Below are 26,203 nucleotides of genomic sequence, written 5' to 3'. Positions count from 1 at the left end.
CGCGGCCGTGTATCGCTGGGACTTCTCGCCCGTCATCGCCAATGGCGACCTGCTGCTGGCCGGCCTCGCCAACACGCTGGCGCTGACCGGCGTCGCGCTGGCCGGCGGCATTCCTGTCGGTCTGGCGCTGGCGCTGGCGAGGCTCTCCGGCAGCCGGTTCCTCTCGGCTCCCGCCGGCGTGGTGATCGAGGTGTTCCGTACGACGCCGCCGCTGGTCCAGCTCTTCTGGTTCTATTTCGGCCTGCCCATCGTGCTGAAGGTGGAGATGACGCCCTATCTGGCGGCGGCGCTGACCTTCACCATCCAGTCCGGTGCCTTCTTCGCCGAGATTTTCCGTGCGGGCATCGTCTCGGTCGACCGGGGCCAGCGCGAGGCGGCCCGCGCCATCGGCATGACGGAAGCGCAGGCCATGCGTCGCATCGTTCTGCCCCAGGCGGTGAAGCGCATGTTCCCCGCCATGATGGAGCGCTCCATCGAGTTGATGAAGACGACGACGCTGGTCGCGACCGTCTCCTATGCCGACCTGCTCTACCAGGCGAACGAACTCGCCCAGAAGACCTTCCGGCCGCTGGAGGTCTTCACCGCCGCGGCCCTCATGTACCTCGTCACCATCTCACTGGTGAGCGCGATCGCCGCCCTCGTCGAGCGGCGCATGGCGGTGAGCGGGGAGATGGCGCGATGAGCTATCGCTGGGATTTCGCGCCCGTCCTCGACAATTGGCAGGCGCTCGCCTTCGGCGCCATCGGCACGGTCCGGCTGTTCCTCGTTTGCCTCGTCCTCGGACTGTCCCTGGGGCTCGTCGTCGCGCTGATGCGCCGCTCGCGCCACGGCGTGCTGCGCTGGCTCGCCATCGGCTTCATCGAGCTGTTCCGCAACACGCCGGTCCTCGTCCAGATCCTCTGGTTCTACTTCGCCCTGCCCATGCTGGTACCGGTGGAGATCAGCCCCTTCGGCGCGGCGATCCTCGGTATTTCGCTCAATTCGGCGGCCTATTCGGCGGAGATCTACCGCGCCGGCATTCAGTCCATCGAACCCGGCCAGTGGGAGGCGGCGCGCGCCATCGGCATGACCGGCCTTCAGGTGCTCCGCCGCATCGTCCTCCCGCAGGCGCTGCGCCGCGTGCTGCCGGCCCTCACCAACCGCGGCATCGAGATCTTCAAGATGACGACGCTGGCCTCCGTCGTCGCCTATGTCGAGCTCCTCCAGCAGGGCAAGCTCGTCGCCTCGCTGAACTTCAACCCGCTCGAGGTCTACACCGTCATCGGCGCGCTGTTCTTCCTCCTGCTCTACCCGCTGGTGCGCGCCACCTACGCGCTCGAGCGGCGCCTCGCCCGGAGCGATTGACGATGACCGGCCCGCTCCTCCGCATCGAAGGCCTCGGCAAGCGTTTCGGCGACCGCAGCGTGTTTGCAGGCGTCGATCTCGAGGTCGCCCGCGGCGACCGCATCGCCATCATCGGCGCCTCGGGCTCGGGGAAGTCGACGCTGCTCCGCTGCATCAATGTGCTGGAGCACGCCGATCAAGGCCGCGTCATCCTCGGCGGCGAGCCCGTGGGCGAGGAGGTCCGCCGCGGCGAGCGCACCGAGACGCGCTACAGCGAGGCGGCGCTGGTGCGCCTGCGCCAGCGCGTCGGCATGGTGTTCCAGCAGTTCAACCTCTTTCCCCACATGACCGTGCTCGGCAATGTCATGGAGGGCCTCGTGACGGTGAAGGGGATGGGGCGTGATGCCGCCGCCCGCCAGGCGCTGGCCGAACTCGCCCGCGTCGGCCTCGCCGACAAGGCCGAAGCCTATCCGGCCCACCTCTCCGGCGGCCAGAAGCAACGCGTCGCCATCGCCCGCGCGCTCGCCATGGAGCCGGAGATCCTGCTCTTCGACGAGCCGACATCCGCCCTTGACCCAGCCCTCGTCGGCGAGGTGCTGGACGCGATCCAGGCGCTCGCGGCGGAAGGGCGCACCATGCTGCTCGTCACCCACGAGATCGGCTTCGCCTACCACATGGCGACCCGCGTGCTCTTCCTCGCGGAGGGCGGCATCTACGAACAGGGCACGCCCGACGAGGTTTTGAAGAACCCGCGCCGGCCGCTCACTCAGGCCTTCATCGCCGGCCACCGCCGGTTCAGCTTCTGAACGGACATGCCATGACCAGCGCCTCGACCTCCACCGCGGGCAGTGCCCAGGGCTACCAGGACGATCCGCGCAACGACCACGTCCTCGTCTATGTCGACGGCGCCTTCGTGCCCCGCCACGAGGCGCGCGTTTCGGTCTTCGATAGCGGCTTCGTGTTGGGAGATGGCGTCTGGGAGGGTCTGCGCCTCAAGAACGGCCGGCTGATCCAGCTCGACGCCCATCTCGACCGGCTGTTCGAGGGGGCGAATTCCATCGCCCTCGATATCGGCCTCAGCCGCGAGCAGGTCGCGGGTGCCGTCCAAGAGACACTCGCCCGCAACGGCATGACCGACGGCGCCCATGTCCGCCTCATGGTCACGCGCGGCGTGAAGAAGACGGTCAACCAGGACCCGCGCTTCATCATCGGCAAGGCCACCATCGTCATCGTCGCCGAGTACAAGACGCCGCGCCCGGAGACCAAGGCGCGGGGCCTTGCGCTCTTCACCTCGACCTTCCGCACCAGCACGCCCGACGTCTTCGACCTGCGCCTCAACTCGCACAGCCGCCTGAACCTCATCCAGGCGCTGATCCAGGCGATCAACGCCGGGGCTGACGAGGCGCTGATGCTCGATCCGCAGGGCCTCGTGGCGAGCTGCAACTCCACGAATTTCTTCATCGTGCGCCGCGGGTCCTTGTGGACCTCCACCGGCGCCTTCTGCTTCAAGGGCCTCACCCGCCAGGCCGTGCTCGACGCCTGGCGCGACGCGGGTGGCCTCGCGGACGAGCGGCCCTTCACCCTCGCCGAGACCTATGCCGCGGATGAAGCCTTCATCACCGGCACGCTGGGCGGCGTCACGCCGGTGACGCGGATCGACGGCCGGGTCATTGGCACCGGTCAGCCCGGCCCTCTGACCCAGCTCGCCTCCGAGCGCTACCAGGCCTGGGTGACGCGATGAGCCCGGTGGCGCGCCTCGCAGCCGAGGGAGCCGTCGCGCCGCTGAAGCGCGAGACCTTCCGCGACCGCGTCGCCGAGCGCCTGCGCCACGCCATCATCGACGGGCAGGTTGCGCCCGGCAGCACCGTCACCGAACAGCAGCTCGCCGCCGAGTTCGGGGTGAGCCGGGGTCCCTTGCGCGAAGCCATGGGCCTGCTCGTCGAGGAGGGGCTGCTCGTTTCGGTGCCCTATACCGCAACGCGGGTGGTGAGCCTCTCGCCGGGCGATGTGTGCGAGATCTATTCCCTGCGCATAGCCTTGGAGCGCCTCGCCTTCGAGCACATCTGGCCGCGCCGCACGGCGGCCTTCGCCGCGACGCTGAAGGCGCGCCACGAGGCGCTCCTCGCAGCCCTCGGCAGCGGCGACGGCTATGAGGCAGCCCTCGCGGAGGTCCGTCTCCACGGCACGGTCTATGAGCAGTGCGGCCACAGGCTGCTGCTTGAGACCTGGAACCGCATCGCTCCGCGCCTCCACCTCTATCTCGCCGTCCACCAGAAGGCCCATGGCCGATCCGGTCCGCTCGACGATGCCCACCAGGCCTATGTCGACCTGGCCAGCGGTGACCGGCTCGACCTCATGCTCGCCGAGATCGACCATCACATGAGCCGTGGGCTCCAGCGCCTCAGCGACTATGTGGCGGGCGTGGCGGGCTCGCCGGGCTGCTGAGGACGAGGCCCCCGCGCCCGAAGGCGCGGAGGCAGGTCATGTCACCAGGACGGCAGGACCGAACCCTGGAAGGTCCGCTCGATGAAGGCCTTCACCTCGGCCGACTGGTAGCTCTCGACGAAGGGCTTCACCCAGGGCTTGTCCTTGTCCGCGTCGCGCACGGCGATGAGGTTGACGTAAGGCCCCTTCGGATCCTCGCGCAGGATGGCGTCGCGGCCGGGATTGAGGCCGACCGAGAGGGCGAAGTTGGTGTTGATGACGGCGGCGGCCACGTCGTCGAGCGACCGGGCGGTCTGTGCCGCTTCCAGTTCGATGAATCGCAGTCGCTTCTCGTTGTGGACGATGTCGGCCACGGTCGGCCGGAGGCCCACGCCGTCCTTGAGCGTGATCAGGCCCTTGTCGCGGAACAGCAGTAGCGCCCGTGCGCCGTTGGTCGGATCGTTGGGGATCGACACCTGAGCGCCCGCCGGGACCTCCGCAAAGCTCTTGTGCCGCTTCGAATAGACGCCGATCGGGAAATTGACCGTGAAGCCGACGCCGACCAGACCGTATTTGCGGTCGGCGTTCTGCTGATCGAGGAAGGGCTTGTGCTGGTAGGAGTTGAGGTCGAGGTCACCCGCCGCAAGGGCGGCATTCGGCAGAATGAAATCCGAGAACTCGACGATCCGGAGGTCGAGGCCTCGGGCCGCCGCGACCGGCTTCACCGCCTCGAGGATCTGGGCATGCGGGCCGGCGGTGACGCCGACGCGCAGCGGCGTGCGGGCCTGGGCCCGGACGAGGGCAGGGGCCGCGATGAGGCCGGCGGCGGTACCGGCGAGGAGCGCGCGGCGGTCGATGAACGTGGTCATGGCAGTCCTTTCAAGGAGGTTGGGATGGAGAGGGGAGAGGTCAGGCTGAGCGCAGGCGCCTGTTGACGCGCCGGGCGATCCAGTCGCCGAGGCTCTGCACGGCCTGGACGAGGGCGATGAGGACGATGACAACGGCCGCCATGACCTCGGGCATGAAGCGCTGGTAGCCGAAGCGGATGCCGAGATCGCCGAGGCCGCCGCCGCCCACCGCGCCCACCATGGCCGAGTAGCCGATGAGGCTGACGGCGGTGAGCGTCAGGCCGAGCACGATGGCCGGCAGCGCCTCGGGCAGCAGCACCTTGCCGACGATCTGCAGCGGCGTTGCGCCCATGGCGCGAGAGGCTTCGATCAGGCCGGCATCGACCTCGCGGATCGCCGCCTCGATGATCCGGGCGATGAAGGGCGTCGCCGCCACCGTCAGGGGCACGATCGCCGCCGTGGTGCCGATGGAGGTGCCGGCGACGAGCCGCGTGAACGGGATGATCGCCACCACCAGGATGATGAAGGGCGTCGAGCGCGTGGCATTGACGACAAGGCCAAGCACCCGGTTGAGCGCGACCGCCTCGAACAGCTCCCCGCGCCCGGAGGTCGCGAGGAACACGCCGAGCGGCAGGCCGAGCGCCGTGCCGATGAGGCCGGCGGCCGCCACCATGTAGAGCGTCTGGCCGAGGGCCTCGACGAGCAGTCTTGCGATCTCAGGCGACATGGCCGAGCACCTCCGCTTGCAGGCCGTGGGCGCCGGCCAGCGCCACCACGGCATCGACGACATCCGGCCGCGCCGGGATCGCGACGATGAGATTGCCGAAGGGCTTGCCGGCGATGGCGTCGACCTGGCCGGCGAGGACCGTCACGTCGACATCGAGCGAGCGCGACAGCCGCGAGATGACCGGCGTCGTGGCGTTCTCGCCGGTGAAGACGATGCGCAGCCCGGTCTGGCTGGCGCCGTCCGGATCAGGCTGGAGCCGGGCGGCGATGGCCTCGGGCAGGGCAGCGCCCGTCACCGAGGCGACGAAGCTGCGGGTGGTGTCGGCCTGGGGTCGGGCGAAGACCTCGTAGACATCGCCCGCCTCGATGATGCGGCCCGCCTCGATCACGGCCACCCGGTCGCAGATCTCCTTGATGACCTGCATCTCGTGAGTGATCAGCACGATCGTCACGCCGGTCAGCGTGTTGATGCGCTTCAGCAGCGCGAGAATGGACCGCGTGGTCTCCGGGTCGAGGGCGGAGGTTGCCTCGTCCGACAGCAGCACCCGCGGCCGCGTTGCCAGCGCGCGGGCAATGCCGACGCGCTGCTTCTGCCCGCCGGAGAGTTCGGCGGGATAGCGGCCGCGCTTGTCCGTCAGCCCGACGAGCTCGATGAGCTCATCGACGCGCCGGGCGATCTCGCCGCGCGGCGTGCCGGCGAGCTCCAGGGGCAGCGCGATATTGTCGAACACCGTGCGTGAGGACAGAAGGGCGAAGTGCTGGAAGATCATGCCGATCTCCCGCCGGAGCGCGCGCAAGTCGGCGCCATCGAGCGCTCCGACATCGAGGCCGTCGATCCGCACCGTGCCGGCGGTCGGGCGGTCGAGCCCGTTGATCGTGCGCAGCAGCGTCGACTTGCCGGCGCCGGAGCGGCCGATGATGCCGGTGATCGATCCCGGCGCGACGTCGAGCGTGACATCGTCCAGCGCGACGACCTCGGCGGCAGCGCCTTTGGCGGCGAAACGCTTGGTCACGCCGGAGAACGCGATCGCCGCGCCGTGCGGGCGAGAGGCATCCTCGCGCGGATCAGGCTGGGATGAAGCGGCCGCCAGCGGCACTGCATCAGGAAAAGGCGTGAGGGCGTTCATCGGGACGGCCTCACCAATGCCGGGCGGTACGCCGCCGACGGCTCATCAGAACGGGACATGGGGAATCCTTGGGAAAGCGCAGCGGCCGGTGGCGGGGGCGCCGCCCGGCCGGGGAAGCTCAGGCGGCGAGAGACTGGCGCGGCATGACGCCGACGCGGGCCCGGCCAGCGCGATGGGTCTTGGCCGCGGCGCGCCGCAGCTCCTTCAGCGAGGCGAAGAGCTGGCTGTCGAGGGCGTTGAGGGACGCAACCGCCGAGAAGAAGCGGTAGCCGGTGCCCTCGCGCACGGCGAGGCCGACGGCGTCGTCGCCGACTTCGATCAGCGTGACATCGGACCTGAGCGGCGGATGGGCGGGGAGGGGCGTGGAATGGGACATGGAAAAGCTGCCGCCGGACGGGCCGGCGTCTCCTGAACAGAAGGAAACCTGGACGAGGGAAAGTCGAAGGCGCGGGGTGGTCGTCAGGCGAGACGACAACGATCCGTCGCGCCACCCGTCCGGCGGCAGGATTGAGTTTGGGAGGAAGAGACCGGGGCGTGCACCCCGCAGACGACGGAATTCATCGGACCAACTCCAAAGAGGGGAGCCCACGAATGTCCTTCGTGGCGCTTTAGCCCTTGGTGACGCGGTGCAAGCTGCTCCATCAAAAGCCGCGACGACGGGTCGAGCGATCAACCAACCGTACCCTCATCATGCCCGGCGTTCGGCGCGGCGTCAACGAAATCATCCTCTAAAAAGAACGGCAGGTGGAGAAAGAAACGCCCATCCGGGCGAAAAATGAAGTCAAAACAAGAATATCGTGGATGGATGCGCCACAAGGCGTTCGCCATAAAGAACGATCGGTTCCTGGCGCGAGCCCGGCGGCGATGAGCCAAGCGCTACAGTGCGGGGAGTACGACAGGCGCGATCGCGCTCAGGCCTCGGGGCGCGGCGCCGGCGGAATCGCATAGGCCGTCGTCTGCTTGATCCGCTCCATGGCGAAGCGCGAGGTGACGTTCTTCAGCGGCACCTTGTCGATGAGGCGCTTGTAGAACGTGTCATAGGCGGCCATGTCGGTGACCACCACGCGCAGCATGTAGTCGACGTCGCCGGCCATCCGGTAGAATTCCATGACCTCGGGCATCGCCGCCACCGTCTCGGCGAACTGCGCGAGCCACTCCTTGGAATGGTCGGCCGTCTCGATCGACACGAAAACCGTCAGTCCTAGGCCGAGTTTCTCCGGCGAGACCAGCGCCACCCGCTTCTGGATGACACCGTTGGCCTCGAGTTTCTGGATCCGCTTCCAGCACGGCGTCTGCGACAGGTGGACCCGCGAGGCGAGTTCCGCGATGGAAATGCTGACGTCCTCCTGGAGGATCGTCAGGATCTTGCGGTCGATGGCGTCCATGGCAAGCAATGTCCGGCAGGCGTGTCAGGAGAATAATTTTATCTTCGCCGGAGATCAGTGCCGGGTAAATAGAACCATGATCCAAAATACGGCGGTGGAGGGCGATGGTATTCCTCGTCGCGACCCCTCGCCGAAAAGGCCGCCCCCGGAGTGGCGCGCATCTGCCTTGTTGCTCTGACGCAGCCCTGCCTCTGGCGCGCAGCGTCGGAGTTCTTCAGTCTCGGCCTCGCCTGCAGGAGGCGACATGAGACCCACTGGGCCCGACCGCATTCTCTATCTCTCGCGCGCCGACGTGGCCGCCTGCGGCGTGACCGCCGCGGCCCTCGAAGACGGCCTGAGGCAGGCCTTTCTGCGCCGTGCCGCTGGCCGCGCCTGGTCCCATCGCAAGGTCACGATCCCCGCCGGTGGCCGCAACGTCTTCCGCGGCAAGGGGGGCGTCATGGACGAGCCGGCCTTCGGCGCCTTCAAGTGGTTCGGCTATTTTCCCGGCAATGAACGCGCCGGCCTGCCGGACTTCATGCCGACTATCCTGCTGAGCGAGGCGACGACGGGGCAGCTTGTCGCCATTCTCGACGGCATCTGGATCTCCGAGATCCGCACGGCCCTCATCTCGCTCATCGCCGCCCGCCATATGGCCCGCTCGGAGTCCCGCCGCATCGGCTTCCTCGCCTGCGGCGCCCAGGCCCGCAGCCATCTGTCGGTCTTCGCGCAGGCCCTGCCGCTCACCGAGGTCGTCGCCCACAGCCGCCGCATCGGGACGGCGGAAGCCTTCGCCGCCCGGGCGCGCGAGGCCGGACTTGCCGCCCGCGCCGTTGCCGATCCGCGCGAGGCCATCGCCGGCGTGGACATTGTCATCTCATCCATTCCCCATGGTGCCGAGGCCACGGGCCTTCTCGACGTCGGATGGGTCGAGCCCGGCACCTTCGTCGCCTCCGTCGATCTCGGCTTCGGCTGGCGGCGCGACAGCCTCGCTTCTTTCGACCGTACCGTCACCGACGACCACGAGCAGAGCACCACGGGGCCAGGTGGCACGCTCAACTACGACGGTCCCTTCTTCGCGGAACTCTCAGAACTCGTCGCCGGCGCCAAGCCCGGCCGCGAAAGCACCTCCGAGCGCAATGCGCTGATTTTCTCCGGCACGGGACTTGCTGACCTTGCCGCTGCGGTGATCGTCTATGAGGCGGCCCGCGCGAAGGGCATCGGCACCTGGCTTCCGCGCTGACAGGCGTGGGCCGGAGCGCCACCAGGACAGGCAGGGAGATGCGGTAATGAGCAACAAATCGACAGGACGTTCGGCGGGCCCCGTTTCCGCTTCAACTGCGGCTCTGGATCGGCGGCAGGCCATCACCCTGGCCGCCGGCTCGGCCGCCTTCGTCCTGGCCGCGCCGATGGTCGCCCGCGCACAGGCCTATCCGGCACGCCCTGTGCGCGCCATCGTCACCTTCGCGCCGGGTGGCACGGTCGATGTCTATGCCCGCCTCGCCTGCCGCCACCTCTCCGAGACCCTCGGCCAGCAGTTCGTGGTGGAAAATGTCGCCGGCGCCACCGGCAACCGCGGCACCCAGCAGGCTGCCCGCTCGACGCCGGACGGCTACACGCTGCTCTTCGCGCTGAGCACCCACGCGGTGAACGCCTCGGTCTTCCCGACGCTGCCCTACGATCCCATCGGCGACTTCGCGCCGATCAACCTGTCGGTCTCCTCGACCCATGTCCTGACGGTCCATCCCTCGGTCACGGCGAAGGATGCGCGGGAATTCGTCGCCGACCTCAGGGCGCGGCCGAACCAGAACTATGCCCATGGCGGCCTCGGCACGCAGGGCCACCTGCTGGCCGAGCGGCTGAAGGTGACGCAGAAGCTCGACATGGTCGCGATCACCTTCCCCGGCGCCGGGCCTGCGGTCCAGGCGGTCGTCGCCAACCAGATCCCCAGCGCCTGGACCACCATGGCCTCGGCCGGGCCGATGATCGCAGGCGGCAAGCTGAAGGCGCTGGCTGTCACCGGCAAGACGCGCTCGGCCCTCCTGCCGGATGTGCCCACCATGATCGAACAGGGCTTTCCGGAGATCGAGGGAGACACCTGGGTGGGCATCCTCGCGCCCAAGGGCACGCCGGCAGAGATCGTGACCACGCTCAATCGCGAGATCGGGAACTACCTCGCCATGCCCGCCTCCCGCCAGCGCCTGGGGGAGGTCGGCTTCGACGTGGTCAATGCCGGACCCGACGCCTTCGCGGCGCGGCTGGTCGAGGAAATGGCGTTCTGGAAGAAGGTCGTGGACGAGACGAACGTCAGGTTGCAGTGACGGTCGCGGGACCCCTCACGCGGCCGCCCCTGTGGAGCGGCCGCGGCGCGCCCGATATCCCAAGGGAACGGGGATCGGGGGGAACGGATATTGCCCGAACGCGCTCTGTTCTTACGGGAGGGGCCAAGCGCCGGTTCAGCCCGCTGACCCTGTTTCGGCCGTCACCTTCACGTCATCGCTCCGACACCGGCTCATAGAAGCGGTTTGGCGCGGCGCAGCCTCGCAGCCCGCCGGCCACCGTCATCGGCCCGTCGGATGCCCGGTTGCGTCCGGCATCTCGCGTGCGAGCTCCCGCAGCAGCCAGTCCGCGAACTGCCGAAGCGTCCGGCGTGGCTGGGTGTGGCGCGGGTGGACGAGATGGTGGCCGACATAGCGCACCGGCACGCTGCGTTCCGCGAGCGGGGCAACGAGGCGCCCCGAGGCGAGCTCGGCCTCGACGAGGCGCGTCGATTCCAGCGCCACGCCGAGGCCCTGCGTCGCGGCCAGGATGGCGAGGAAGCTGCGGTCGAAGCGGCTGCCGATCCGTGGTGGATCGGTGATCCCCTGCGCCGCGAGCCAGTCCGACCACTGGACCTGCTTGGTGTCGCTCTGGATGAGCGGCAGGCCGAGGAGGTCCTTCGGGTTGCGCAGGGTCGTGGCAAGGTCAGGGGCACAGACCGGGGTAAGGGTTTCCTCGCCCAGCGGCGTCACGACGAGCCCCTCGGTGCGTGGAGGCCCATAGACGATGTCGGCGTCGAACTCGTCCGAGGTGAAGCGCGTGTAGTCGGTGCCGGCGGCCAGACGCACGTCGATCCCCGGATGGGCGGCGAGAAAGGCGGGCAGGCGCGGCGTCAGCCACTGGGCGGCGAAGCTCGGCGCGCAGTGGAGGCGCAGCAGCGTCGGCGCGCGGGCCGAGACGGCCTCCATGCCGCGGCGCAGGTCATCAAAGGCCCGGCCCGCATGCCGCATCAGAACCTCGCCCTCATAGGTGAGGCGGACACTGCGCGCCGACCGGTCGAACAGCGGCACGCCGAGGCTCTGTTCGAGCTTGCGCACCGCATGGCTCACCGCGCTCGGCGTCAGCCCGAGTTGCGAGGCCGCCGTTCGGAAGGAGCCGGTGCGGGCCGCAGCCTCGAACAGCCTGAGCAGGTTCACGGGAACGTTCAGCATCGCGACAGATGAACCCAGTTCACCGGAGGTTGCAAATTCTGCGTTTGTCGGTGGCGCATGCCCATGCGAACTGGTCGGTCCAAACAAAGAAGGGGAGGAGGGGCTTCATGCTGCTCAAGGGCAAGACAGCCGTCATTTCCGGCGGTGCCGGCCGCCGCGGCATCGGCTTTGCCACCGCCAAGCTCTTCGTCGAGCATGGCGCCCGCGTCGCCATCCTCGACATTGACGGCCAGGCTGCGGCTTCGGCTGCCACCGAGCTTGGCCAGGGCCATCTCGGCCTCGCCTGCGACGTCAGTGACGCCAAGGCCTGCAAGGCGGCCGCCGATGAGGTGATTTCAGCCTTCGGCCATGTCGACATCCTCCTCAACAATGCCGGCATCACCCAGCCGGTGAAGACCATGGAGATCACTGAGGCCGACTGGCACCGCATCCTCGCGGTCAACACCACAGGCGTCCTGTTCCTCAGCCAGGCCTTCATCCCGCACATGCGGTCCCGGAAGGCCGGCTCCATCGCCTGCATGTCCTCGGTCTCGGCGCAGCGCGGCGGCGGCATCTTCGGCGGACCGCATTATTCCGCCGCCAAGGCCGGGGTCCTCGGCCTCGCCAAGGCCATGGCACGCGAACTCGGCCCCGACGGCATCCGCGTCAACTGCGTGACCCCCGGCCTCATCCAGACCGACATCACCGGCGACAAGCTCACCCCCGCGATGAAGGCGGAGATCGCCGCCGGCATTCCGCTCGGTCGGCTGGGCGAGGCCCGCGACGTCGCCGGCGCCTACCTCTTCCTCGCGTCAGACCTCTCCGCCTACATCACCGGCGCGGTCATCGACGTGAACGGCGGCATGCTGATCCACTGATCACGGGCCCGAGGAGATCCCCATGACAGCCTCGACAGGCCACAACAAGGAACTGGCGGAGCGCGCCTATCGCATCCGCCGCAACGCCGTGCTGATGGGCGAGGTCCAGGGCCAGGGCTACATCGCCCAGGCCCTCGACATCGCCGATGTGCTCGCCGTCGCCTATTTCCACGCGCTGCGCTACCGGCCGGAGGATCCGGACTGGGAGGGCCGCGACCGCTTCCTGCTGTCGAACGGCCACTATGCCATCGCCCTCTACGCCGCGCTCATGGAGGCCGGCATCATCCCGGCGGAGGAACTGGAGACCTATGGCGGCGACGAGAGCCGCCTGCCCATGTCCGGCATGGCGGCATACACGCCGGGCATGGAGATGTCGGGCGGCTCGCTCGGCCTCGGCCTGTCGATCGCGGTCGGCATGGCCATGGGCCTGAAGCGCAAGGGCTCGGACCGCCGCGTCTATGTCCTCTTCTCCGATGGCGAGCTCGATGAGGGCTCGGTCTGGGAGGCGATCATGGCCGCCGCCCACCACAAGCTCGACAACATCATCGCCATCGTCGACGTCAACAACCAGCAGGCTGACGGCCCATCGACGCAGGTCATGGGCTTCGAGCCCCTGGTCGACCGGCTCGAGGCCTTCGGCTGGTACACCCAGCGGGTCGATGGCAACGACCTCGACGCGGTAGTGAAGGCCTTCGACGCCGCCCGCGACCATGGCGAGGCGAAGCCGCGGATGATTGTCGCTGACACCCTCATGGGCAAGGGCGTGCCTTTCCTCGAGGCGCGCGAGAAGAACCACTTCATCCGTGTCGAGGCGCATGAGTGGAAGCTGGCGCTCGATGCGCTCGACGCCGGGAGGCTCGCATGACCAAGCCCGTCCTGACATCATCAGGCAAGCCGCGCCTCACCACCTCCGCGATGATCGCCTCGATCGCGGCGGAGGGCCAGCGCACGCGGCCCGCCCCGTTCGGCCATGCGCTGGTGGCGGCGGCGAAGGAGCGCCCGGAGATCGTCGGCCTCACCGCTGACCTCGGCAAATACACCGACCTGCACATCTTCTCGCAGGCCTTTCCCGACCGCTTCTACCAGATGGGCATGGCCGAGCAGGTGATGTTCGGCGCAGCCTCTGGTCTTGCCGCCGAGGGGTTTACGCCTTTCGCCACGACCTATGCGGTTTTCGCTTCGCGCCGGGCCTATGACTTCATCCACCAGACGATCGCGGAGGAAGACCGCAACGTGAAGATCGTCTGCGCCCTGCCGGGCCTTACCTCCGGCTACGGGCCGAGCCACCAGGCGACCGAGGACCTCGCGCTGATGCGCGCCATCCCCGGCATGACGGTGATCGACCCCTGCGACGCCCACGAGATCGAGCAGGCGGTGCCGGCCATCGCCGACCATCGCGGCCCCGTCTACATGCGCCTGCTGCGCGGCCAGGTACCCGTGGTGCTCGACGAGTACGGCTACCGGTTCGAGATCGGCAAGGCCAAGGTGATCCGCGACGGCACCGACGTGCTGGTCATCTCCTCCGGCCTGCTCACCATGCGGACGCTTGAGGCCGCCGCCAAGCTGGCCACCGACAAGGTCAGCGTCGCAGTGCTGCACGTGCCGACGATCAAGCCGCTCGACACCGCGACCATCCTCACTGAAGCCGGCAAGACCGGGCGTCTGGTGGTCGTCGCCGAGAACCACACGGTCGTCGGCGGCCTCGGCGAGGCTGTGGCAGCCCTCCTGATGCGCAACGGCCTCAGCCCGCGCTTCCGCCAGATCGGCCTGCCCGACGAGTTCCTTGCCGCCGGCGCGCTGCCCACCCTGCACGACCGCTACGGCATCTCGACGGAAGCCATCTGCAATAGCCTGAAGGCCTGGCTTGCGGGCTGACCGCGGGCTTGAGAACGGCCGATCTGACCGCATCAGATCGGCCGCTCCATCTCGGTGTTTGATCGCATCATCTCATCCCATCAACCGGTGCCCGCTTGATGGGATGATGCTCTAGAGCTTCTCGAGACCCGCCTGCTCGGCGACCCGCGTCCAGCGGGCGATGTCGTCCCGCAGGCGCTGGCCGAGCTCCGCCGGCGTCGAGCCGCGTGCCGCGATGCCGAGCTCCGCGAGCCGAGCTCCGAGGGCCGGATCGGCGAGCACCGCCTGCAGCTCGGTGTTGAGCCGCGAGACGATGTCGGCCGGCACGGCCGCGGGCGCGAAGAGCGCGTTCCATGAGGTGACGTCGTAGTCGGCAAAGCCGCTCTCGATCATGGTCGGCACGTCAGGCAGGGCGGCGCTGCGTCGTGCGCCTGTGGTGGCGAGAGCCCGCAGCTGCCCCTCGCGCAGCATCCCGCCCATGGCCGAGAAGCCGTCGATGACGAGGTCGACATCGCGGCGCAGCAGCGCGGTCAGCGCGTCCGGCGTGGTGCGGAACGGTACGATGACGGCATCGATCCGCGCCAGCGAGCGCAGCAGAACCGCGGCGAGGTGCTGGGTCGAGCCCGGCTGGATCGTGCCGATATTGAGCTTGCCCGGCGAGGCCTGGGCCGCCTGCTGGAGGTCCCGGAAGGTCCGGTAGGGTTGGGCGCTGCTGGTCGCCAGAACGAACTCAAAGAAGCCGAGGGTGGAGATTGGTGCAAAGTCAGCGAGCGGGTCGAAGCCCAGCGACCGCGCCGTCGCGGCGCTCACCGCCGTGCCGTTGGTGAGCAGAGCCAGCGTGTAGCCATCGGCCGGGGCGGAGGTCGCCGCCCGCGCGGCGATAGCGCCGGCGCCGCCCGGCTGGTTCACCACCACGATCTGCTGGCCGAGGCGCTGCGACAGCCGCTCGCCGACGAGGCGGATCGTGACATCAGCGAGCCCGCCCGGCCCGAAGGGCACGGTGACCCGGATCGGTCGGTCGGGATAGCGCCCCTGGGCCCGCGCCATGAAGGGCGCAAGGGCAGGGGCGAGGGCGGCGGCGGTAACGGCGCGGCGGGAGAGGCGCATCGGGATCTCCGGTCAGGTAAAGCCGTAGAGGCGGGCGGGATTGGTCACGAGCAGCCGGTGCAGCGCATCGGCGTCGCCATAGTCGGCGAGGAGATCGACGAGATCGGCCTCGTCCACCTCGTGCTTGAGGTTCGGATGGGGGAAATCCGTGCCCCACAGCACCCGGTCCGGCGCGACCTCCATCAAGGCGTGGGCGAAGGGCACTGCGGCGGTGAAGGGCGGGTCGGCGATGCGCTCGGCACCCGAGACCTTCACCCAGACATCGTCGCGACGGGCTAGGCCGAGCAGGATGCGGAACGGCTCCTGGTCGATCCCGGCCTTCGCCGGGGCGCGGCCCATATGGTCGATGACCTTGGTCATGGGCAGCGTCTCGATCATCGGCGCGAGTTCGGCAATGTCGGGAGCATCGAGATGCAGCACGACGTGCCAGCCGAAGGGACGCACCATCGCCAGCACGCGGTCGAACACCGCCATGTCCGGCGCCCCGCCGAGATGCTTCACGAAGTTGAAGCGCACGCCGCGCACGCCCGCTGCGTCGAGTTCGGCGACGAGGGCCTCGGTCGCCGTGCCGTCGAGAATGGAGACGCCGCGGAACCGCGCCGGGTCATGCTTGAGGCAATCCACCATGGCGCGGTTATCGGCACCGTGGCAGCTCGCCTGGACGATGACCGCACGCTGAAGGCCAAGCCGGTCATGGAGGGCGATCAGTGCCTCCTTCGGCGCGTCCTCGGGCGTGTACCGACGGTCCGGCGCATAGGGGAAGACCGCCGCCGGGCCGAAGACATGGCAATGCGCGTCGCAGGCGAGCGGCGGCAGCGCGAGACTGGGTTTGCGACCGTGGACGCCCATCAGCCCCAGACCTCCTTCGCCACCTCGACGATGCGGGAGAGCTTCGCCCACTGCTCGTCCTCGGCCAGCACATTGCCCTCCTCTGTGGAGGCGAAGCCGCATTGCGGCGACAGGCAGAGCTGGTCGAGCGGGGCGTACTTTGAGGCCTCCTCGATGCGGCGCTTGAGGTTGTCCTTGCTCTCGATCGCCCCGACCTTGGAGGTGACGAGGCCGAGCACGACATGCTTGCCCTTGGGCAGGAAGCGCAGGGGCTCGAAGCCGCCGGAGCGGTCGTCGTCCCACTCCATGAAGTAGCCGTCGACATTGATCTGGTTGAAGACCAGATCCGCCACCGGCTCGTAGCCGCCCGACGCGATGAAGGTGGACTTGAAGTTGCCACGGCAGGTGTGGGTGGTGATCACCATGTCGGCGGGTTTGGCCGCCGTCGCGGTGTTGATGATGTCGCGATAGACGTGGATCAGCCGGTCCGGGTCGTCGCCGCGCTCGGCGAGCATCTGCCGCTGGGCGGGATCGCAGAAGTATGAGAGCGAGGTGTCGTCGAGCTGCAGGTAGCGGCAGCCGGCCGCGTAGAAGGCCTTGATCGCCTTGGCGTAAGCCGCGCCGAGATCGGCATAGTAGCTGTCCATCTCGCGATAGGCGCCGATCTCCACGGCTTTCCGGCCGCCACGATAGTGCAGCATGGAGGGCGAGGGGATGGTCATCTTCGCGACATGGCCGGCGGGCGTCAGCGACTTCAGGTATTTGAAGTGAGCAAGGTGCGGGTGGGCCTCGGTGAAGTCGATCTTGCCCTTCACGCGGACGCCGTGACCCTTGGTGGTGACACCGGCAAAGGCGATGCCCTCCGTCTCCACGCCGATGACGCCGGAGAGGTTCTCCAGGAAGTCGAAGTGCCAGAACGAGCGGCGGAACTCGCCGTCGGTCACGGCGTGGAGGCCGACGGCCACCTGCTTCTTCAAGAGCTCGGCAATCTCGCGGTCCTCGATCGCCGCGAGTTCGGCATCGGAGATCGTGCCGGCGGCCTTCTTCTCGCGCGCCTCCTTCACCGGAGCGCTGCGCAGCAGGCTGCCGACCATGTCGGCGCGGAAGGGCGGGGTGGTACGGGCGGTCATGGTCTGTCCTGTGGTGAGAAAGTCAGTGGGCAGCCCCGAGGCCGAGATGGCGCTCGAGGCGATCGGGATGGGCGATGAGGTCCGCGCTCGGCGCCGAGAGGACGACGCGGCCGCGCTCCAGCACCAGCGCCTCGTCGGTGATCTCGAGGATCTTGCGGGCGTGCTGCTCGATGACGATTCCGGCAAGGCCCTCCTCGCGGAACAGCCGCGTCAGCGCCTTCAGGAGTTCCTCGACAATGATGGGCGCGAGGCCCTCGGTCGGCTCGTCCAGCAGCAGGACCTTTGGGTTCAGCACCAGCGCCCGGCCGATGGCGAGCATCTGCTGCTCGCCGCCCGAGAGCTGGTTGCCCATGTTGGTCTTTCGCTCGGCGAGGCGCGGGAACATCTCGAAGACGCGGGCGGGCGTCCAGGGTCCCGGCAGCGCCACGGCCGTGAGGTTCTCCTCCACCGTCAGCGAGCGGAAGATGTTGCGCTCCTGCGGCACCCAGCCGATGCCGGCGCGGGCGCGCTCCTCCGGCGCGAGGCGGGTGATGTCGCGCCCCGCGAGGGCGATGGAGCCGCCGCGCCATCGGGTGACGCCGATGATCGAATTGACCAGCGTCGTCTTGCCGACGCCGTTGCGGCCGAGCAGGGCGAGGGAGCGCCCCTCGGCGAGCGTGAGGTCCACGTCGAAGAGCACGGCCGCCTCGCCATAGCCGGCGCTGAGGCGGGTGAGGGAGAGGAGAGGGGCCTCAACCATGGGCGCCCTCGCCGAGATAGGCGGCCTTCACCGCCGGATCACGCGCGACCTCTGACGGATCGCCCTCCGCCAGCACCCGGCCGTTCACGAGCACGGTAATGCGGGTCGCGAAGCGGAAGACGAGGTCCATGTCATGCTCGATCAGCAGCACGGAGACGTCCTCCGGCAGGGAGCCGACGAGGTCGAGCAGCTCGCGCCGCTCGGCCTCCGGCACGCCGGCCGCCGGCTCGTCGAGCAGCAGGACGGATGGCTTCGCCGCGAAGGCCGCGGCGATCTCGATCTGCCGCTGCTTGCCATAGGGCAGGGTGGAGATGCGCTCGTCCATGATGTCGTCGAGGCGGAAGCGGGCGAGGATGTCGGCGGTCTCCTCGACAAGGCGCGGCGAGGCATCGAGGCGTGCAAGCGGACGGCCGCCCTCGCCGAGCCGTTCGGAGACGACGAGGGCGATCATCTCCAATGGCGTCATGGCACCGAAGAGCTGGTTGATCTGGAAGGTGCGGGCAATGCCACGCTTCACCCGCGCCTCGCGGTTCAGCGCGGTGATGTCCTCGCCGCCAAGCAGGACCTTGCCGGCGCTCGGCGTCAGCACGCCGGTGAGCAGGTTGACGAAGGTGGTCTTGCCCGCCCCGTTCGGACCGATCAGGGCGTGGCGCGCGCCGCGCTCCAGCGTGAACGACACGTCGTCCGTGGCCGTGATGCCGCCGAAGCGCATGATGAGGCCGATGGTCTCCAGGGCGGCGGTCATGATCCGCCTCCGCGCCGGCCGCTGACGCGGGCAACCAGCGCCCGGATGCCGCCATGCAGGATCTCCCGGCCGCCCAGCACGAAGGCGACGAGGAAAAGGCCGATCCAGAACTGCCAGTATTGCGGCGTGAACCAGGCGATCCAGTCCTGCAGCAGCTTGAACACCGCCGCGCCGACAATGCCGCCATAGAGCCAGCCCGCACCGCCGATGATGAGCACCAGCATCACGTCCGCCGAGCGGTGGAAGTCGAGCACGTCGAGCGAGACGAACTGCGTGGTCTGGGCCAGCAGCGCGCCCGCCGCGCCCGCATAGGCCGCGGAGAGGGTATAGACCGCCGCCAGTCGCCACGGGATCGGCACGCCGGAGGAGGCAGCCCTCAGCGGGTTGTCACGCACGGCCCTGAGCGACAGGCCGAAGGGCGAATGGACGATGCGCCGCGCCAGCACGAAGAGCAGGAACAGCACGGTCAGCGAATAGGCGTAGGCGGTCTTGCCGAAGAGGTCGAACTCGAAGATCCCGAGGATCTTGCCCATGGCGATGCCCTGCAGCCCGTCGGCGCCGCCGGTGAGCCAGCCGAGCGAATTGGCAAGTTCCAGCATCAGCAGGCCGATGCCGAGCGTCACCATGAGGCGGGTCAGGTCGTTGCCCTTGAGCACCAGCGGCGAGGTGACGAGGCCCAGGAGGCCCGAGGCCGCCATGCCGATGACGAGCCCGACCAGCGGGTCGGCGGTGACATGCAGGGCGATGAGACCGGCCGTGTAGGCGCCCATGCCGAGGAAGGCGGCATGGCCGAGCGAGACAATGCCGGCATAGCCGACGATGAGGTCGAGCGAGAGCGCGAAGAGCGCGAGGATCGCGATCTCGTTGAGCAGGAGGAGCTGGCGCGGGAAGAGCACGAAGGCGGCCGCCGCCATCACCCAGACGACGAACTCCGCCGGATGCCATTTGCGAGCAAGGACGAGCGAGCCGCGGACCCGTGCCGTCAGGTCGGCGGTGCTCATGACCGGCTCCGCGCGAACAGGCCCTCGGGGCGCAGGATCAGCAGGGCCACCATCACCCCGTAGATGATGAAGGCGCCCGCCTGCGGGATGAAATACTTGCCGCCGACATCGGCGACGCCGAGCAGCATGGCCGCGAAGAAGGGGCCGGTGATCGTCGTCGTGCCGCCGACCGTCACCACGATCAGGAAGTAGATCATGAACTTCAGCGGGAAGGTCGGGTCGAGGCCGAGGAGCTCGACCCCGAGCGCGCCGCCGAGCCCGGCAAGGCCCGAACCGACGGCGAAGGTCACGGCGAAGAGCGCCGTGACGGGAATGCCGAGACCCCGCGCGACACGTGCGTCATCCACCGCCGCGCGCAGGCGGCTGCCGAAGCGGGTCCGCACGAAGCCCCAGAACAGGGCGAGGGCGAGCAGCCCGCAGAGGACGATGACGAAGAGCCGGTAGCGCCCGACGCTGACGCCGAACACGTCGAAGCGCCCGAGCAGGAACGAGGGCAGCGAGATGATCTGCTGCTGCGAGCCCACCGCATATTTCATCGCTGCCACAGCCATGAAGACGAGGCCGATGGAGAACATCACCTGGTCGAGATGGCTCTTGGCGTACATCGGCCGGTAGAGCGTGCGCTCCAGCACGAGGCCGGCCAACGCCGCGACGAGGAAGGCCGCGGGCAGCGTCGCGAGGAAGGGCACCCCGAGACGCTGCATGAGAAGCACCGTGACATAGCCGCCGACCATGGCGAAGGCGCCGTGCGCGAGGTTGACGAAGTTCATCAATCCCAGCGTCACGGACAGCCCGCTCGCCAGCACGAACAGCACCATCCCGTAGGCGATGCCGTCGATCAGGATGGTCAGCAATGTCATCCGATACGGCCCGAGGCTCAGCGCTTGGACGGGTCGCGGACGTTGGGGATCGTGTGGAACTCGACGTTGTAAAGTTCACCGTCGACGCGCTCCACCCGCCGGATATAGACGTTCTGGACGACGTCGCGGGTCTGCGGATCGATGGACATCGGCCCGCGCGGGCTCTCCCAGGCCATGCCCTTCATCGCATTGACCAGCGCCTCGCCGCCCTGGCCGTTGGTCTTCTTCAGGCCCTCGTAGAGCGCATGCATGCCGTCATAGCCGCCAATGGCCATGAAGTTCGGCCGCATGTTGTTGTTGGCCTTGCGGAAGGCCTCGACGAAGGCGCGGTTCGCCGGGCTCGGATGGGCTGCGGAATAGTGGTGCGCGGTGACGACGCCGAGGGCCGCGTCGCCCATGCCGTTGAGGATGTCGTCATCGACCACGTCGCCGGTGCCGATGAGCCGGATGCCCGACTTGTCCATGCCGCGCTCGACGAACTGCTTCATGAACTGCGCGCCGACGCCCGAAGGCACGAAGACCAGCAGGGCCTCCGGCTTGGCGTCGGCGACGCGCTGCAGGAAGGGCGAGAAGTCCGGGTTCTGGAGAGGCACGCGGATGTTGTCGATCGTGCCGCCAGCCTCGCGGAACGCCGCGGTGAAGGAGGTCTCGACATCGTGGCCGGGGCCGTAATCCGAGACAATGGAGATGACGCGCTTGGTGCCCTGCTGCGCCATCCAGGTGGCGAAGGGCGAGGCGATCTGGGCGATGACCTGGCTGGTGCGCACCACGAAGGGCGAGCGGTCGACGATCACGGAGGTCGCAGCCGCCATCACCACCATCGGCATCCGGGCCTGCGTCGCCAGCGGCGCGGTGGCAAGCGCGAGCGGGGTCAGGCCGAAGCCGGCGAGCGCCGTGACACGCTCGTTGACGATCAGCTCCTGGGCAATGCGGCGGGTGACGTCGGCGACGCCGGTATCGTCGCGCAGGATCACCTGCACGGGCCGTCCCGCGACGGTCGCGCCGTTCTGCTGGACATAGAGGTTCACCGCCGCCGAAATCTGGCGGCCGGTGGAGGTGAAGGGGCCGGTCATCGGCAGGATGAGGCCGATGCGGATCGGCTCGCTCTGCGCGCGCAGGGCGGGGGCGAAGGCGGTTGAGAGAGCAAGGCCGGCGGCGCCCTTGAGGACGGTGCGGCGACCGGGAGCGGAGAAAGAGGTCATGGGGGCGTTTCCTCGGGCGTTCGTTGCGGTCCGGCGCTTGTGCCGCGCCGTTCGTTTGTTGTGTCAGTCTTCGTCGCGATAGACGAGCCCGGCTTTCGCCAGCCCCTCGCGCATGCGGTACATGTCGAGCCCGAGCTCGCCCGCTGCGAGCCTCCGGCGCTTATCCTCCTCTGCGGCCTCGCGGGCCCGGCCGGCGGTCGCGACCTTGGCGGCATCGAGCCGCGGCACGACGCTGACGCCGTCGTCATCGGCGACGATGACATCGCCGGGGTTCACGAGGGCGCCGGCACAGACCACCGGCACGTTCACCGAGCCGAGCGTCGCCTTGACCGTGCCCTTGGCGGAGATCGCCCGCGACCAGACCGGAAAGCCCATCTCGGTGAGGGTCTTCACGTCGCGCACGCCCGCATCGATGACGAGGCCGATGCCGCCGCGCGCCTTCAGCGAGGTTGCCAGCAGGTCACCGAACATGCCGTCGGTGTTGTCGGTGGTGCAGGCCACGACCAGGACGTCGCCGGGCATGACCTGCTCGATGGCAACATGGATCATCCAGTTGTCGCCCGGCTGGGCGAGCACCGTGACAGCGCCGCCGGCGATCTGCGCGCCGGGATAGATCGGCCGCATATAGGGCTTCATGAGCCCGGTGCGCCCCATGGCCTCATGGGTGGTCGAGACGCCGAGAGAGGCGAGCGCCGCCATGTCGGCGGCATCGGCGCGCTTTGTCGTGCGGACGACGACGCCGGTCATGCCAGCGCCTCGAGCGCCTCGGGGAAGAGCCGCTGGTAGGCCTCGCCATAGGTCATGGCCTTGCCGGAATTGCGCCCGCCCTGCATGCCGCGGTTCAGCGCCACCCGGGTGTAGTACTCCCACAGGTGTTTCTGGGCGGCGAGGACCTCGAAGGCCTTGCGCTTCTGCTCCCAGACCTCGTCGATGTTGAGGATGACGTTGGGCTTGAAGTTGCACTGCTCGGGCTGGTGCGGCTCGAACAGGAAGACCGGCGGGGCGGCATAGGCGCGATCCGGGTCCGGCTTGTGGCCGGCGGCCTGCGCGATGATGCGGGCTTCCTGCGCGAAGCGCGTCGCCTCGGGGTGGTCGACATTGTAGGGGTCTTCGAGCGAGTGGGTCAGCACGAAGGATGGCTTCAGCTCGTGGAAGATGTCGATGGCGCGGTCGAGCATCGCGTCGGTGGTGCGCAGCGGATAGTCGCCGGCATCCATGAACTCGATCTCGGCACCAAGCACCGCGGCGCCCCGCTCCGCCTCGTCGCGGCGCTGCGCCTTGACGTCCTCCATCTTCACGCCCGCCTTCTTCCAGGCGAACTGGCTCTCGCCGCGCTCGCCATAGGCCAGGCACAGGATCTTCACCCGCATGCCCCGTTTGGCGTGCAGCGCGATGGCGCCGCCGGCGCGCCAGACGAAGTCGCCGGGATGGGCGGTGATGACGAGGCCGGTCTTGGCTTCCGACATGCGCGGGATCCGTTTCAGATGGACATGCGCGGGACGGCGAAGGCCTTTCCCGCGGCGCGCACTCTGCCCGATGCGATTGAAGCATCAAGTGAGCATTCTGCGCCCATTGATGAATGCGGTCCATCAAAGCTGCGCGCCATTGATGCGGCGCCTTCACCCATCGCCGGCCATCATTCATTTGCGCGGACGGGCGGCGCCGACCCATGGTCCCGTCGAACCTTCGGGAGGAACCATGGCGACGGGCATCCGGTGCATGTTGATGCGGGGCGGCACCTCGAAGGGCGCCTATTTCCTCAAGGAAGACCTACCCGCCGACACAGCTGCTCGCGACGCGCTGCTCCTCTCCATCATGGGCTCGCCCGATCCCCGCCAGATCGATGGCGTCGGCGGCGCCCACCCGCTGACGTCCAAGGTCGCCATCGTGTCCCGGTCAGAGGAACCGGGCGTCGATATCGACTTCCTCTTCGCCCAGGTCCTCGTCGAGAAGCCGCGCGTCGATTACAACCAGAACTGCGGCAACATCCTCGCCGGCGTCGGGCCCTTCGCCATCGAGCGGGGCCTGATTGCTGCGACGGACCCGGTCACCACCGTCACGGTGCGCACGGTCAATACCGGGACCGTCGCCGAGATGCGCGTCGCAACGCCCGGCGGCCGCGTCACCTATGCCGGCGATGCGGCGATCGACGGCGTGCCGGGCGCGGCCTCGCCCATCCCCATCGATTTTCTCGACGCCGAGGGCTCGGTCTGCGGCGCGCTGCTGCCGACCGGCCGCGCCGTCGATGTGGTGGATGGCATCGAGGTCACGCTCATCGACAATGGCATGCCGGTGATCGTACTGGCGGCGGAGAGCGTCGGCGTCACCGGTGCCGAACCCCATGCGGTGCTCAATGCCGATGCGGCGCTGAAGCAGCGCCTCGAAGAGATCCGCCTCGCCGCTGCCCCGCTCATGGGAATCGCCGATGCGGGCTCCAAGAACATCCCGAAACTCGCGCTGGTGGCGCCGCCGCGCGAGGGCGGCGCGATCAACACCCGCTCCTTCATCCCGCACGAATGCCACGCCGCCATCGGCGTCTTCGCCGCCGTGTCGGTCGCCACCGCCTGCGTGCTTCCCGGTTCGCCGGCCTACCGCCTCGCGCAGGTCCCGGAGGGCCGTGAGAGGCTGATGTCCTGCGAGCATCCGACCGGCGAGTTCACTGTGCGGCTGACGGTCGGTGGCACGGCGGAGGCGCCCGTCGTCGAGCGCGCTGGCCTTTTGCGCACGGCGCGCGCGCTATTCGACGGCGTGGTCTTCCCGCGCGACTAGCCTATTTCGGCCGGGCGCCGCGCTGCTGGGCGTTCGCCACGGCGCGAGAGAGTTCCGGGTCGAGGCCGAGCTCGGCGATCATGTCGGCGGCCTCGCGCATCTCCGCGGCGCGGCGGATGCCGTGGGTCGCAACGCGCTCGGCCATCATCCCGGCAAGCGCCCGCCAGTCGATGGACGGGAAGGTCTCGCCGAGGCTGCCATAGACCTCCGCCTCCACGTCGAAGGCCGCCGCGGCGCGGCTCGCATCGACGATCAGCGCCTCGATCCCCTTGATCATGATCGAGCGGCAGAGCTTCATCGCCGAGGCCCGGCCGAATTCGGTGGCGACCGGCGTGATCGCCATGCCGAGCGGGTTGAGGAGAGCCGCCGCTTCGGCCGCGTGGGGGCCGCCGGCCAGGATCGGCACGGCAAGGCCGGGCGCTCGGACCGGCGCCATGACCGCGGCCTCGACATAGCGCCCGCCCTTCGCCTCGATGAGGGCCGCCGCCGCCTTCTTGGTGTTCGGCGAGGCCGAATTGACGTCGACGAAGAACTGCCCCGGGCGGATATAGCCGGCGGCGACGTCCGCCACGGCCATGACATCGGAGGCGGTGACGGCGGAGAAGATGATGTCGGCGCCCGCCGTTGCGGCCGCCGGGCCGTCGCGCAGCGTCACGTCGAGGGGCCCTGCCGCAGCCCGCACGGCCTCGCCGCGCACGGGATCATCGAGAAGGATGTCATAGGCTGCGAGCGACATGCCGGGCTTCATGCGGAAGCCGCTCGCGAAGGTGCGGCCGACCTCGCCGAAGCCGATGAACGCGACGGAGACGGAATTTTTCATGCGCTGCACTCCCTGTCGCTCCATGAGGAGCCGCCCGCGACGCCTTGTCGAGTGAAAGCCTGCGGCCCACTCATGCAAGCGCTTCAGCCCTGCGGATCCGTATCCGACGACTTCAGCGTCTTGACGATGAGATCGTGCAGGGTCTTCGCCGTCCGGCTGATCGGCACGCCATGGCGCGCGATGATGCCGAGCGTGCGTGTCACCGCGGGATTGCGCAGCGGCACGGTGACGATGCCATCGGTCGCGGTGATGCCGAGCGCCAGGCGCGGCACGATGGCGAGCGCAATGCCGGCCCTCACGAGGCTCACGGCGGTGGCGAGGTGCTGCACCTCGTAGCGCCAGTCGAGCGCCTCGCGCCGGGTTCCGAGCGCATCGTCGATGAGGACGCGGTTGCCTGTCTGCGGGCTGATGCGCACCAGCGGCTGGCCTTCGAGGTCCGGCCACTGCACGGCCTCCACGCCGGCAAGCCGGTGCCCGGCCGGGCAGATCAGCACGAAGGGCTCCTTCATCAGCGGCGTGATGTCGAGGTCCCAGCGGTTCGCGGAGACGATGGTCAGGCCGAATTCGGCCCGACCGGACTGCACATGGTCGGCGATCTCGCTCGCCGAATTGTCGAGCACCTGCACGCTCACGCCCCTGTGCTTGCGCGCGAAGGCGGCGAGGACCTGCGGCAGATAGGTGACGGCGATGGTTGGCAGGCAGGCGATGGCGATGTGCTGCTGGCCGGCGCGGGCCTGCCGCCGCAGCGCATCAATGGAGACGGTGAGCCCGTCGATGGCTGCGCGCGCCTTGGGCAGCAGCTCGAGCCCGGCGGGCGTCAGCGTCACCTGCCGCGTCGTGCGCATCAGCAGGCGCACGCCGAGGTCGTCCTCCAGCTTGCGCATCCGGTGGCTCAGCGCCGTCTGCGACAGGTTGAGATGGACGGCGGCACGGTTGAACGAACCGCGCTCGGCGATGGCAACGAAGGCTTCGAGGCCGGGAAAGTCGATTCGCACGGGGCTCCCCAATG

At 68.7% G+C, this 26,203-nt stretch carries 29 protein-coding genes; 11 read left to right on the top strand and 18 right to left on the bottom strand.

Features of this window, described 5'->3' with window-relative positions:
* Positions 1-7: 7 nt before the first annotated feature.
* From O9344_RS02475 to O9344_RS02455, 5 genes are read left to right on the top strand one after another with little or no spacing between them, the layout of a single operon-like run.
* Entirely contained in the window at positions 8-682 is a 675-nt protein-coding gene (locus O9344_RS02475; RefSeq protein ID WP_298472320.1) for an amino acid ABC transporter permease, read from the top strand.
* Complete coding sequence (locus O9344_RS02470; protein WP_298472319.1) at positions 679-1,344, top strand: amino acid ABC transporter permease; 666 nt, start codon at positions 679-681, stop codon at positions 1,342-1,344. The genes O9344_RS02475 and O9344_RS02470 overlap by 4 nt, the downstream gene beginning before the upstream one ends.
* A gap of 2 nt (positions 1,345-1,346) precedes the next feature.
* Positions 1,347-2,129, top strand: coding sequence for an amino acid ABC transporter ATP-binding protein (locus O9344_RS02465; RefSeq protein WP_298472318.1), 783 nt, complete (start codon positions 1,347-1,349; stop codon positions 2,127-2,129).
* 11 nt (positions 2,130-2,140) lie between these two features.
* The gene (locus tag O9344_RS02460) at positions 2,141-3,064 is read left to right on the top strand and encodes an aminotransferase class IV (protein ID WP_298472317.1); all 924 of its coding nucleotides are present in this window, start codon (positions 2,141-2,143) and stop codon (positions 3,062-3,064) included.
* A 5-nt stretch (positions 3,065-3,069) separates the two neighbouring features.
* Complete coding sequence (locus O9344_RS02455) at positions 3,070-3,768, top strand: GntR family transcriptional regulator (RefSeq protein ID WP_298472316.1); 699 nt, start codon at positions 3,070-3,072, stop codon at positions 3,766-3,768.
* A 41-nt stretch (positions 3,769-3,809) separates the two neighbouring features.
* Here O9344_RS02455 and O9344_RS02450 read toward each other — a convergent pair whose 3' ends face one another.
* From O9344_RS02450 to O9344_RS02430, 5 genes are all read right to left on the bottom strand, one after another.
* On the bottom strand, positions 3,810-4,616 hold the full coding sequence (locus O9344_RS02450; RefSeq protein ID WP_298472314.1) for a MetQ/NlpA family ABC transporter substrate-binding protein: 807 nt from the start codon (positions 4,614-4,616) through the stop codon (positions 3,810-3,812).
* 40 nt (positions 4,617-4,656) lie between these two features.
* A complete protein-coding gene (locus tag O9344_RS02445; protein ID WP_298472312.1) occupies positions 4,657-5,322 on the bottom strand; it encodes a methionine ABC transporter permease in 666 nt (221 codons plus the stop codon).
* Entirely contained in the window at positions 5,312-6,448 is a 1,137-nt protein-coding gene (locus O9344_RS02440) for a methionine ABC transporter ATP-binding protein (RefSeq protein ID WP_298472310.1), read from the bottom strand. Before O9344_RS02440 ends, O9344_RS02445 begins: the two co-directional genes overlap by 11 nt.
* Positions 6,449-6,566: 118 nt before the next feature.
* Entirely contained in the window at positions 6,567-6,824 is a 258-nt protein-coding gene (locus tag O9344_RS02435; protein WP_298472308.1) for a hypothetical protein, read from the bottom strand.
* A gap of 535 nt (positions 6,825-7,359) precedes the next feature.
* Positions 7,360-7,833 carry an Lrp/AsnC family transcriptional regulator gene (locus tag O9344_RS02430; RefSeq protein WP_298472306.1) on the bottom strand — a complete coding sequence of 158 codons (474 nt, stop codon included), beginning with the start codon at positions 7,831-7,833 and terminating at the stop codon, positions 7,360-7,362.
* Between the two features lie 244 nt (positions 7,834-8,077).
* On the opposite strand from O9344_RS02430, the gene O9344_RS02425 reads away from it, so the two are divergent.
* Together O9344_RS02425 and O9344_RS02420 are read left to right on the top strand one after the other, a co-directional pair.
* Complete coding sequence (locus tag O9344_RS02425; protein WP_298472304.1) at positions 8,078-9,055, top strand: ornithine cyclodeaminase family protein; 978 nt, start codon at positions 8,078-8,080, stop codon at positions 9,053-9,055.
* A 46-nt stretch (positions 9,056-9,101) separates the two neighbouring features.
* A complete protein-coding gene (locus O9344_RS02420) occupies positions 9,102-10,133 on the top strand; it encodes a tripartite tricarboxylate transporter substrate-binding protein (protein WP_298472302.1) in 1,032 nt (343 codons plus the stop codon).
* 240 nt (positions 10,134-10,373) lie between these two features.
* On the opposite strand, the gene O9344_RS02415 is transcribed toward O9344_RS02420, so the two are convergent.
* The gene (locus tag O9344_RS02415) at positions 10,374-11,282 is read right to left on the bottom strand and encodes a LysR substrate-binding domain-containing protein (RefSeq protein ID WP_298472300.1); all 909 of its coding nucleotides are present in this window, start codon (positions 11,280-11,282) and stop codon (positions 10,374-10,376) included.
* 107 nt (positions 11,283-11,389) lie between these two features.
* On the opposite strand from O9344_RS02415, the gene O9344_RS02410 reads away from it, so the two are divergent.
* From O9344_RS02410 to O9344_RS02400, 3 genes are read left to right on the top strand one after another with little or no spacing between them, the layout of a single operon-like run.
* On the top strand, positions 11,390-12,139 hold the full coding sequence (locus O9344_RS02410; protein WP_298472298.1) for an SDR family NAD(P)-dependent oxidoreductase: 750 nt from the start codon (positions 11,390-11,392) through the stop codon (positions 12,137-12,139).
* 22 nt (positions 12,140-12,161) lie between these two features.
* Positions 12,162-13,004 (top strand): transketolase, encoded by an 843-nt coding sequence (locus O9344_RS02405; RefSeq protein WP_298472296.1) that lies wholly within the window; start codon positions 12,162-12,164, stop codon positions 13,002-13,004.
* Positions 13,001-14,014, top strand: a complete 1,014-nt coding sequence (locus tag O9344_RS02400; RefSeq protein WP_298472294.1) for a transketolase family protein — start codon at positions 13,001-13,003, stop codon at positions 14,012-14,014. The genes O9344_RS02405 and O9344_RS02400 overlap by 4 nt, the downstream gene beginning before the upstream one ends.
* A gap of 111 nt (positions 14,015-14,125) precedes the next feature.
* Here the strand turns inward: O9344_RS02400 and O9344_RS02395 are convergent, their stop codons facing one another.
* The 10 genes from O9344_RS02395 to O9344_RS02350 form a co-directional block, all read right to left on the bottom strand.
* Complete coding sequence (locus O9344_RS02395; protein ID WP_298472292.1) at positions 14,126-15,100, bottom strand: tripartite tricarboxylate transporter substrate-binding protein; 975 nt, start codon at positions 15,098-15,100, stop codon at positions 14,126-14,128.
* A 12-nt stretch (positions 15,101-15,112) separates the two neighbouring features.
* On the bottom strand, positions 15,113-15,949 hold the full coding sequence (locus O9344_RS02390) for an amidohydrolase family protein (protein WP_298472290.1): 837 nt from the start codon (positions 15,947-15,949) through the stop codon (positions 15,113-15,115).
* Positions 15,949-17,058: a 5-methyltetrahydropteroyltriglutamate--homocysteine S-methyltransferase gene (locus O9344_RS02385; protein WP_298472287.1), complete on the bottom strand. Its 1,110-nt coding sequence runs from the start codon at positions 17,056-17,058 to the stop codon at positions 15,949-15,951. The genes O9344_RS02390 and O9344_RS02385 overlap by 1 nt, the downstream gene beginning before the upstream one ends.
* Before the next feature lie 22 nt (positions 17,059-17,080).
* The gene (locus O9344_RS02380; RefSeq protein WP_298472285.1) at positions 17,081-17,797 is read right to left on the bottom strand and encodes an ABC transporter ATP-binding protein; all 717 of its coding nucleotides are present in this window, start codon (positions 17,795-17,797) and stop codon (positions 17,081-17,083) included.
* Positions 17,790-18,542, bottom strand: a complete 753-nt coding sequence (locus O9344_RS02375) for an ABC transporter ATP-binding protein (protein WP_298472284.1) — start codon at positions 18,540-18,542, stop codon at positions 17,790-17,792. Before O9344_RS02375 ends, O9344_RS02380 begins: the two co-directional genes overlap by 8 nt.
* Positions 18,539-19,543, bottom strand: a complete 1,005-nt coding sequence (locus O9344_RS02370; RefSeq protein WP_298472283.1) for a branched-chain amino acid ABC transporter permease — start codon at positions 19,541-19,543, stop codon at positions 18,539-18,541. Before O9344_RS02370 ends, O9344_RS02375 begins: the two co-directional genes overlap by 4 nt.
* Positions 19,540-20,397, bottom strand: a complete 858-nt coding sequence (locus O9344_RS02365) for a branched-chain amino acid ABC transporter permease (RefSeq protein ID WP_298472428.1) — start codon at positions 20,395-20,397, stop codon at positions 19,540-19,542. Before O9344_RS02365 ends, O9344_RS02370 begins: the two co-directional genes overlap by 4 nt.
* A 23-nt stretch (positions 20,398-20,420) precedes the next feature.
* Positions 20,421-21,605 carry an ABC transporter substrate-binding protein gene (locus tag O9344_RS02360; RefSeq protein ID WP_298472282.1) on the bottom strand — a complete coding sequence of 395 codons (1,185 nt, stop codon included), beginning with the start codon at positions 21,603-21,605 and terminating at the stop codon, positions 20,421-20,423.
* A 63-nt stretch (positions 21,606-21,668) separates the two neighbouring features.
* Positions 21,669-22,352 carry a 4-carboxy-4-hydroxy-2-oxoadipate aldolase/oxaloacetate decarboxylase gene (locus tag O9344_RS02355; protein WP_298472280.1) on the bottom strand — a complete coding sequence of 228 codons (684 nt, stop codon included), beginning with the start codon at positions 22,350-22,352 and terminating at the stop codon, positions 21,669-21,671.
* On the bottom strand, positions 22,349-23,071 hold the full coding sequence (locus O9344_RS02350) for a PIG-L deacetylase family protein (protein ID WP_298472279.1): 723 nt from the start codon (positions 23,069-23,071) through the stop codon (positions 22,349-22,351). Before O9344_RS02350 ends, O9344_RS02355 begins: the two co-directional genes overlap by 4 nt.
* Positions 23,072-23,303: 232 nt before the next feature.
* On the opposite strand from O9344_RS02350, the gene O9344_RS02345 reads away from it, so the two are divergent.
* Positions 23,304-24,374, top strand: a complete 1,071-nt coding sequence (locus tag O9344_RS02345; protein ID WP_298472277.1) for a 4-oxalomesaconate tautomerase — start codon at positions 23,304-23,306, stop codon at positions 24,372-24,374.
* A gap of 1 nt (position 24,375) precedes the next feature.
* On the opposite strand, the gene O9344_RS02340 is transcribed toward O9344_RS02345, so the two are convergent.
* Positions 24,376-25,194: a DUF1932 domain-containing protein gene (locus O9344_RS02340; protein WP_298472275.1), complete on the bottom strand. Its 819-nt coding sequence runs from the start codon at positions 25,192-25,194 to the stop codon at positions 24,376-24,378.
* 83 nt (positions 25,195-25,277) lie between these two features.
* Complete coding sequence (locus O9344_RS02335) at positions 25,278-26,189, bottom strand: LysR family transcriptional regulator (protein ID WP_298472273.1); 912 nt, start codon at positions 26,187-26,189, stop codon at positions 25,278-25,280.
* Positions 26,190-26,203: the final 14 nt, after the last annotated feature.

Source organism: Phreatobacter sp. (assembly GCF_027532945.1).
In the GTDB taxonomy this organism is placed as follows: Bacteria; Pseudomonadota; Alphaproteobacteria; order Rhizobiales; family Phreatobacteraceae; genus Phreatobacter.
The sequence above is the reverse complement of the archived record's forward strand: the minus strand, read 5'-3'. Positions and strand labels throughout refer to the sequence as shown.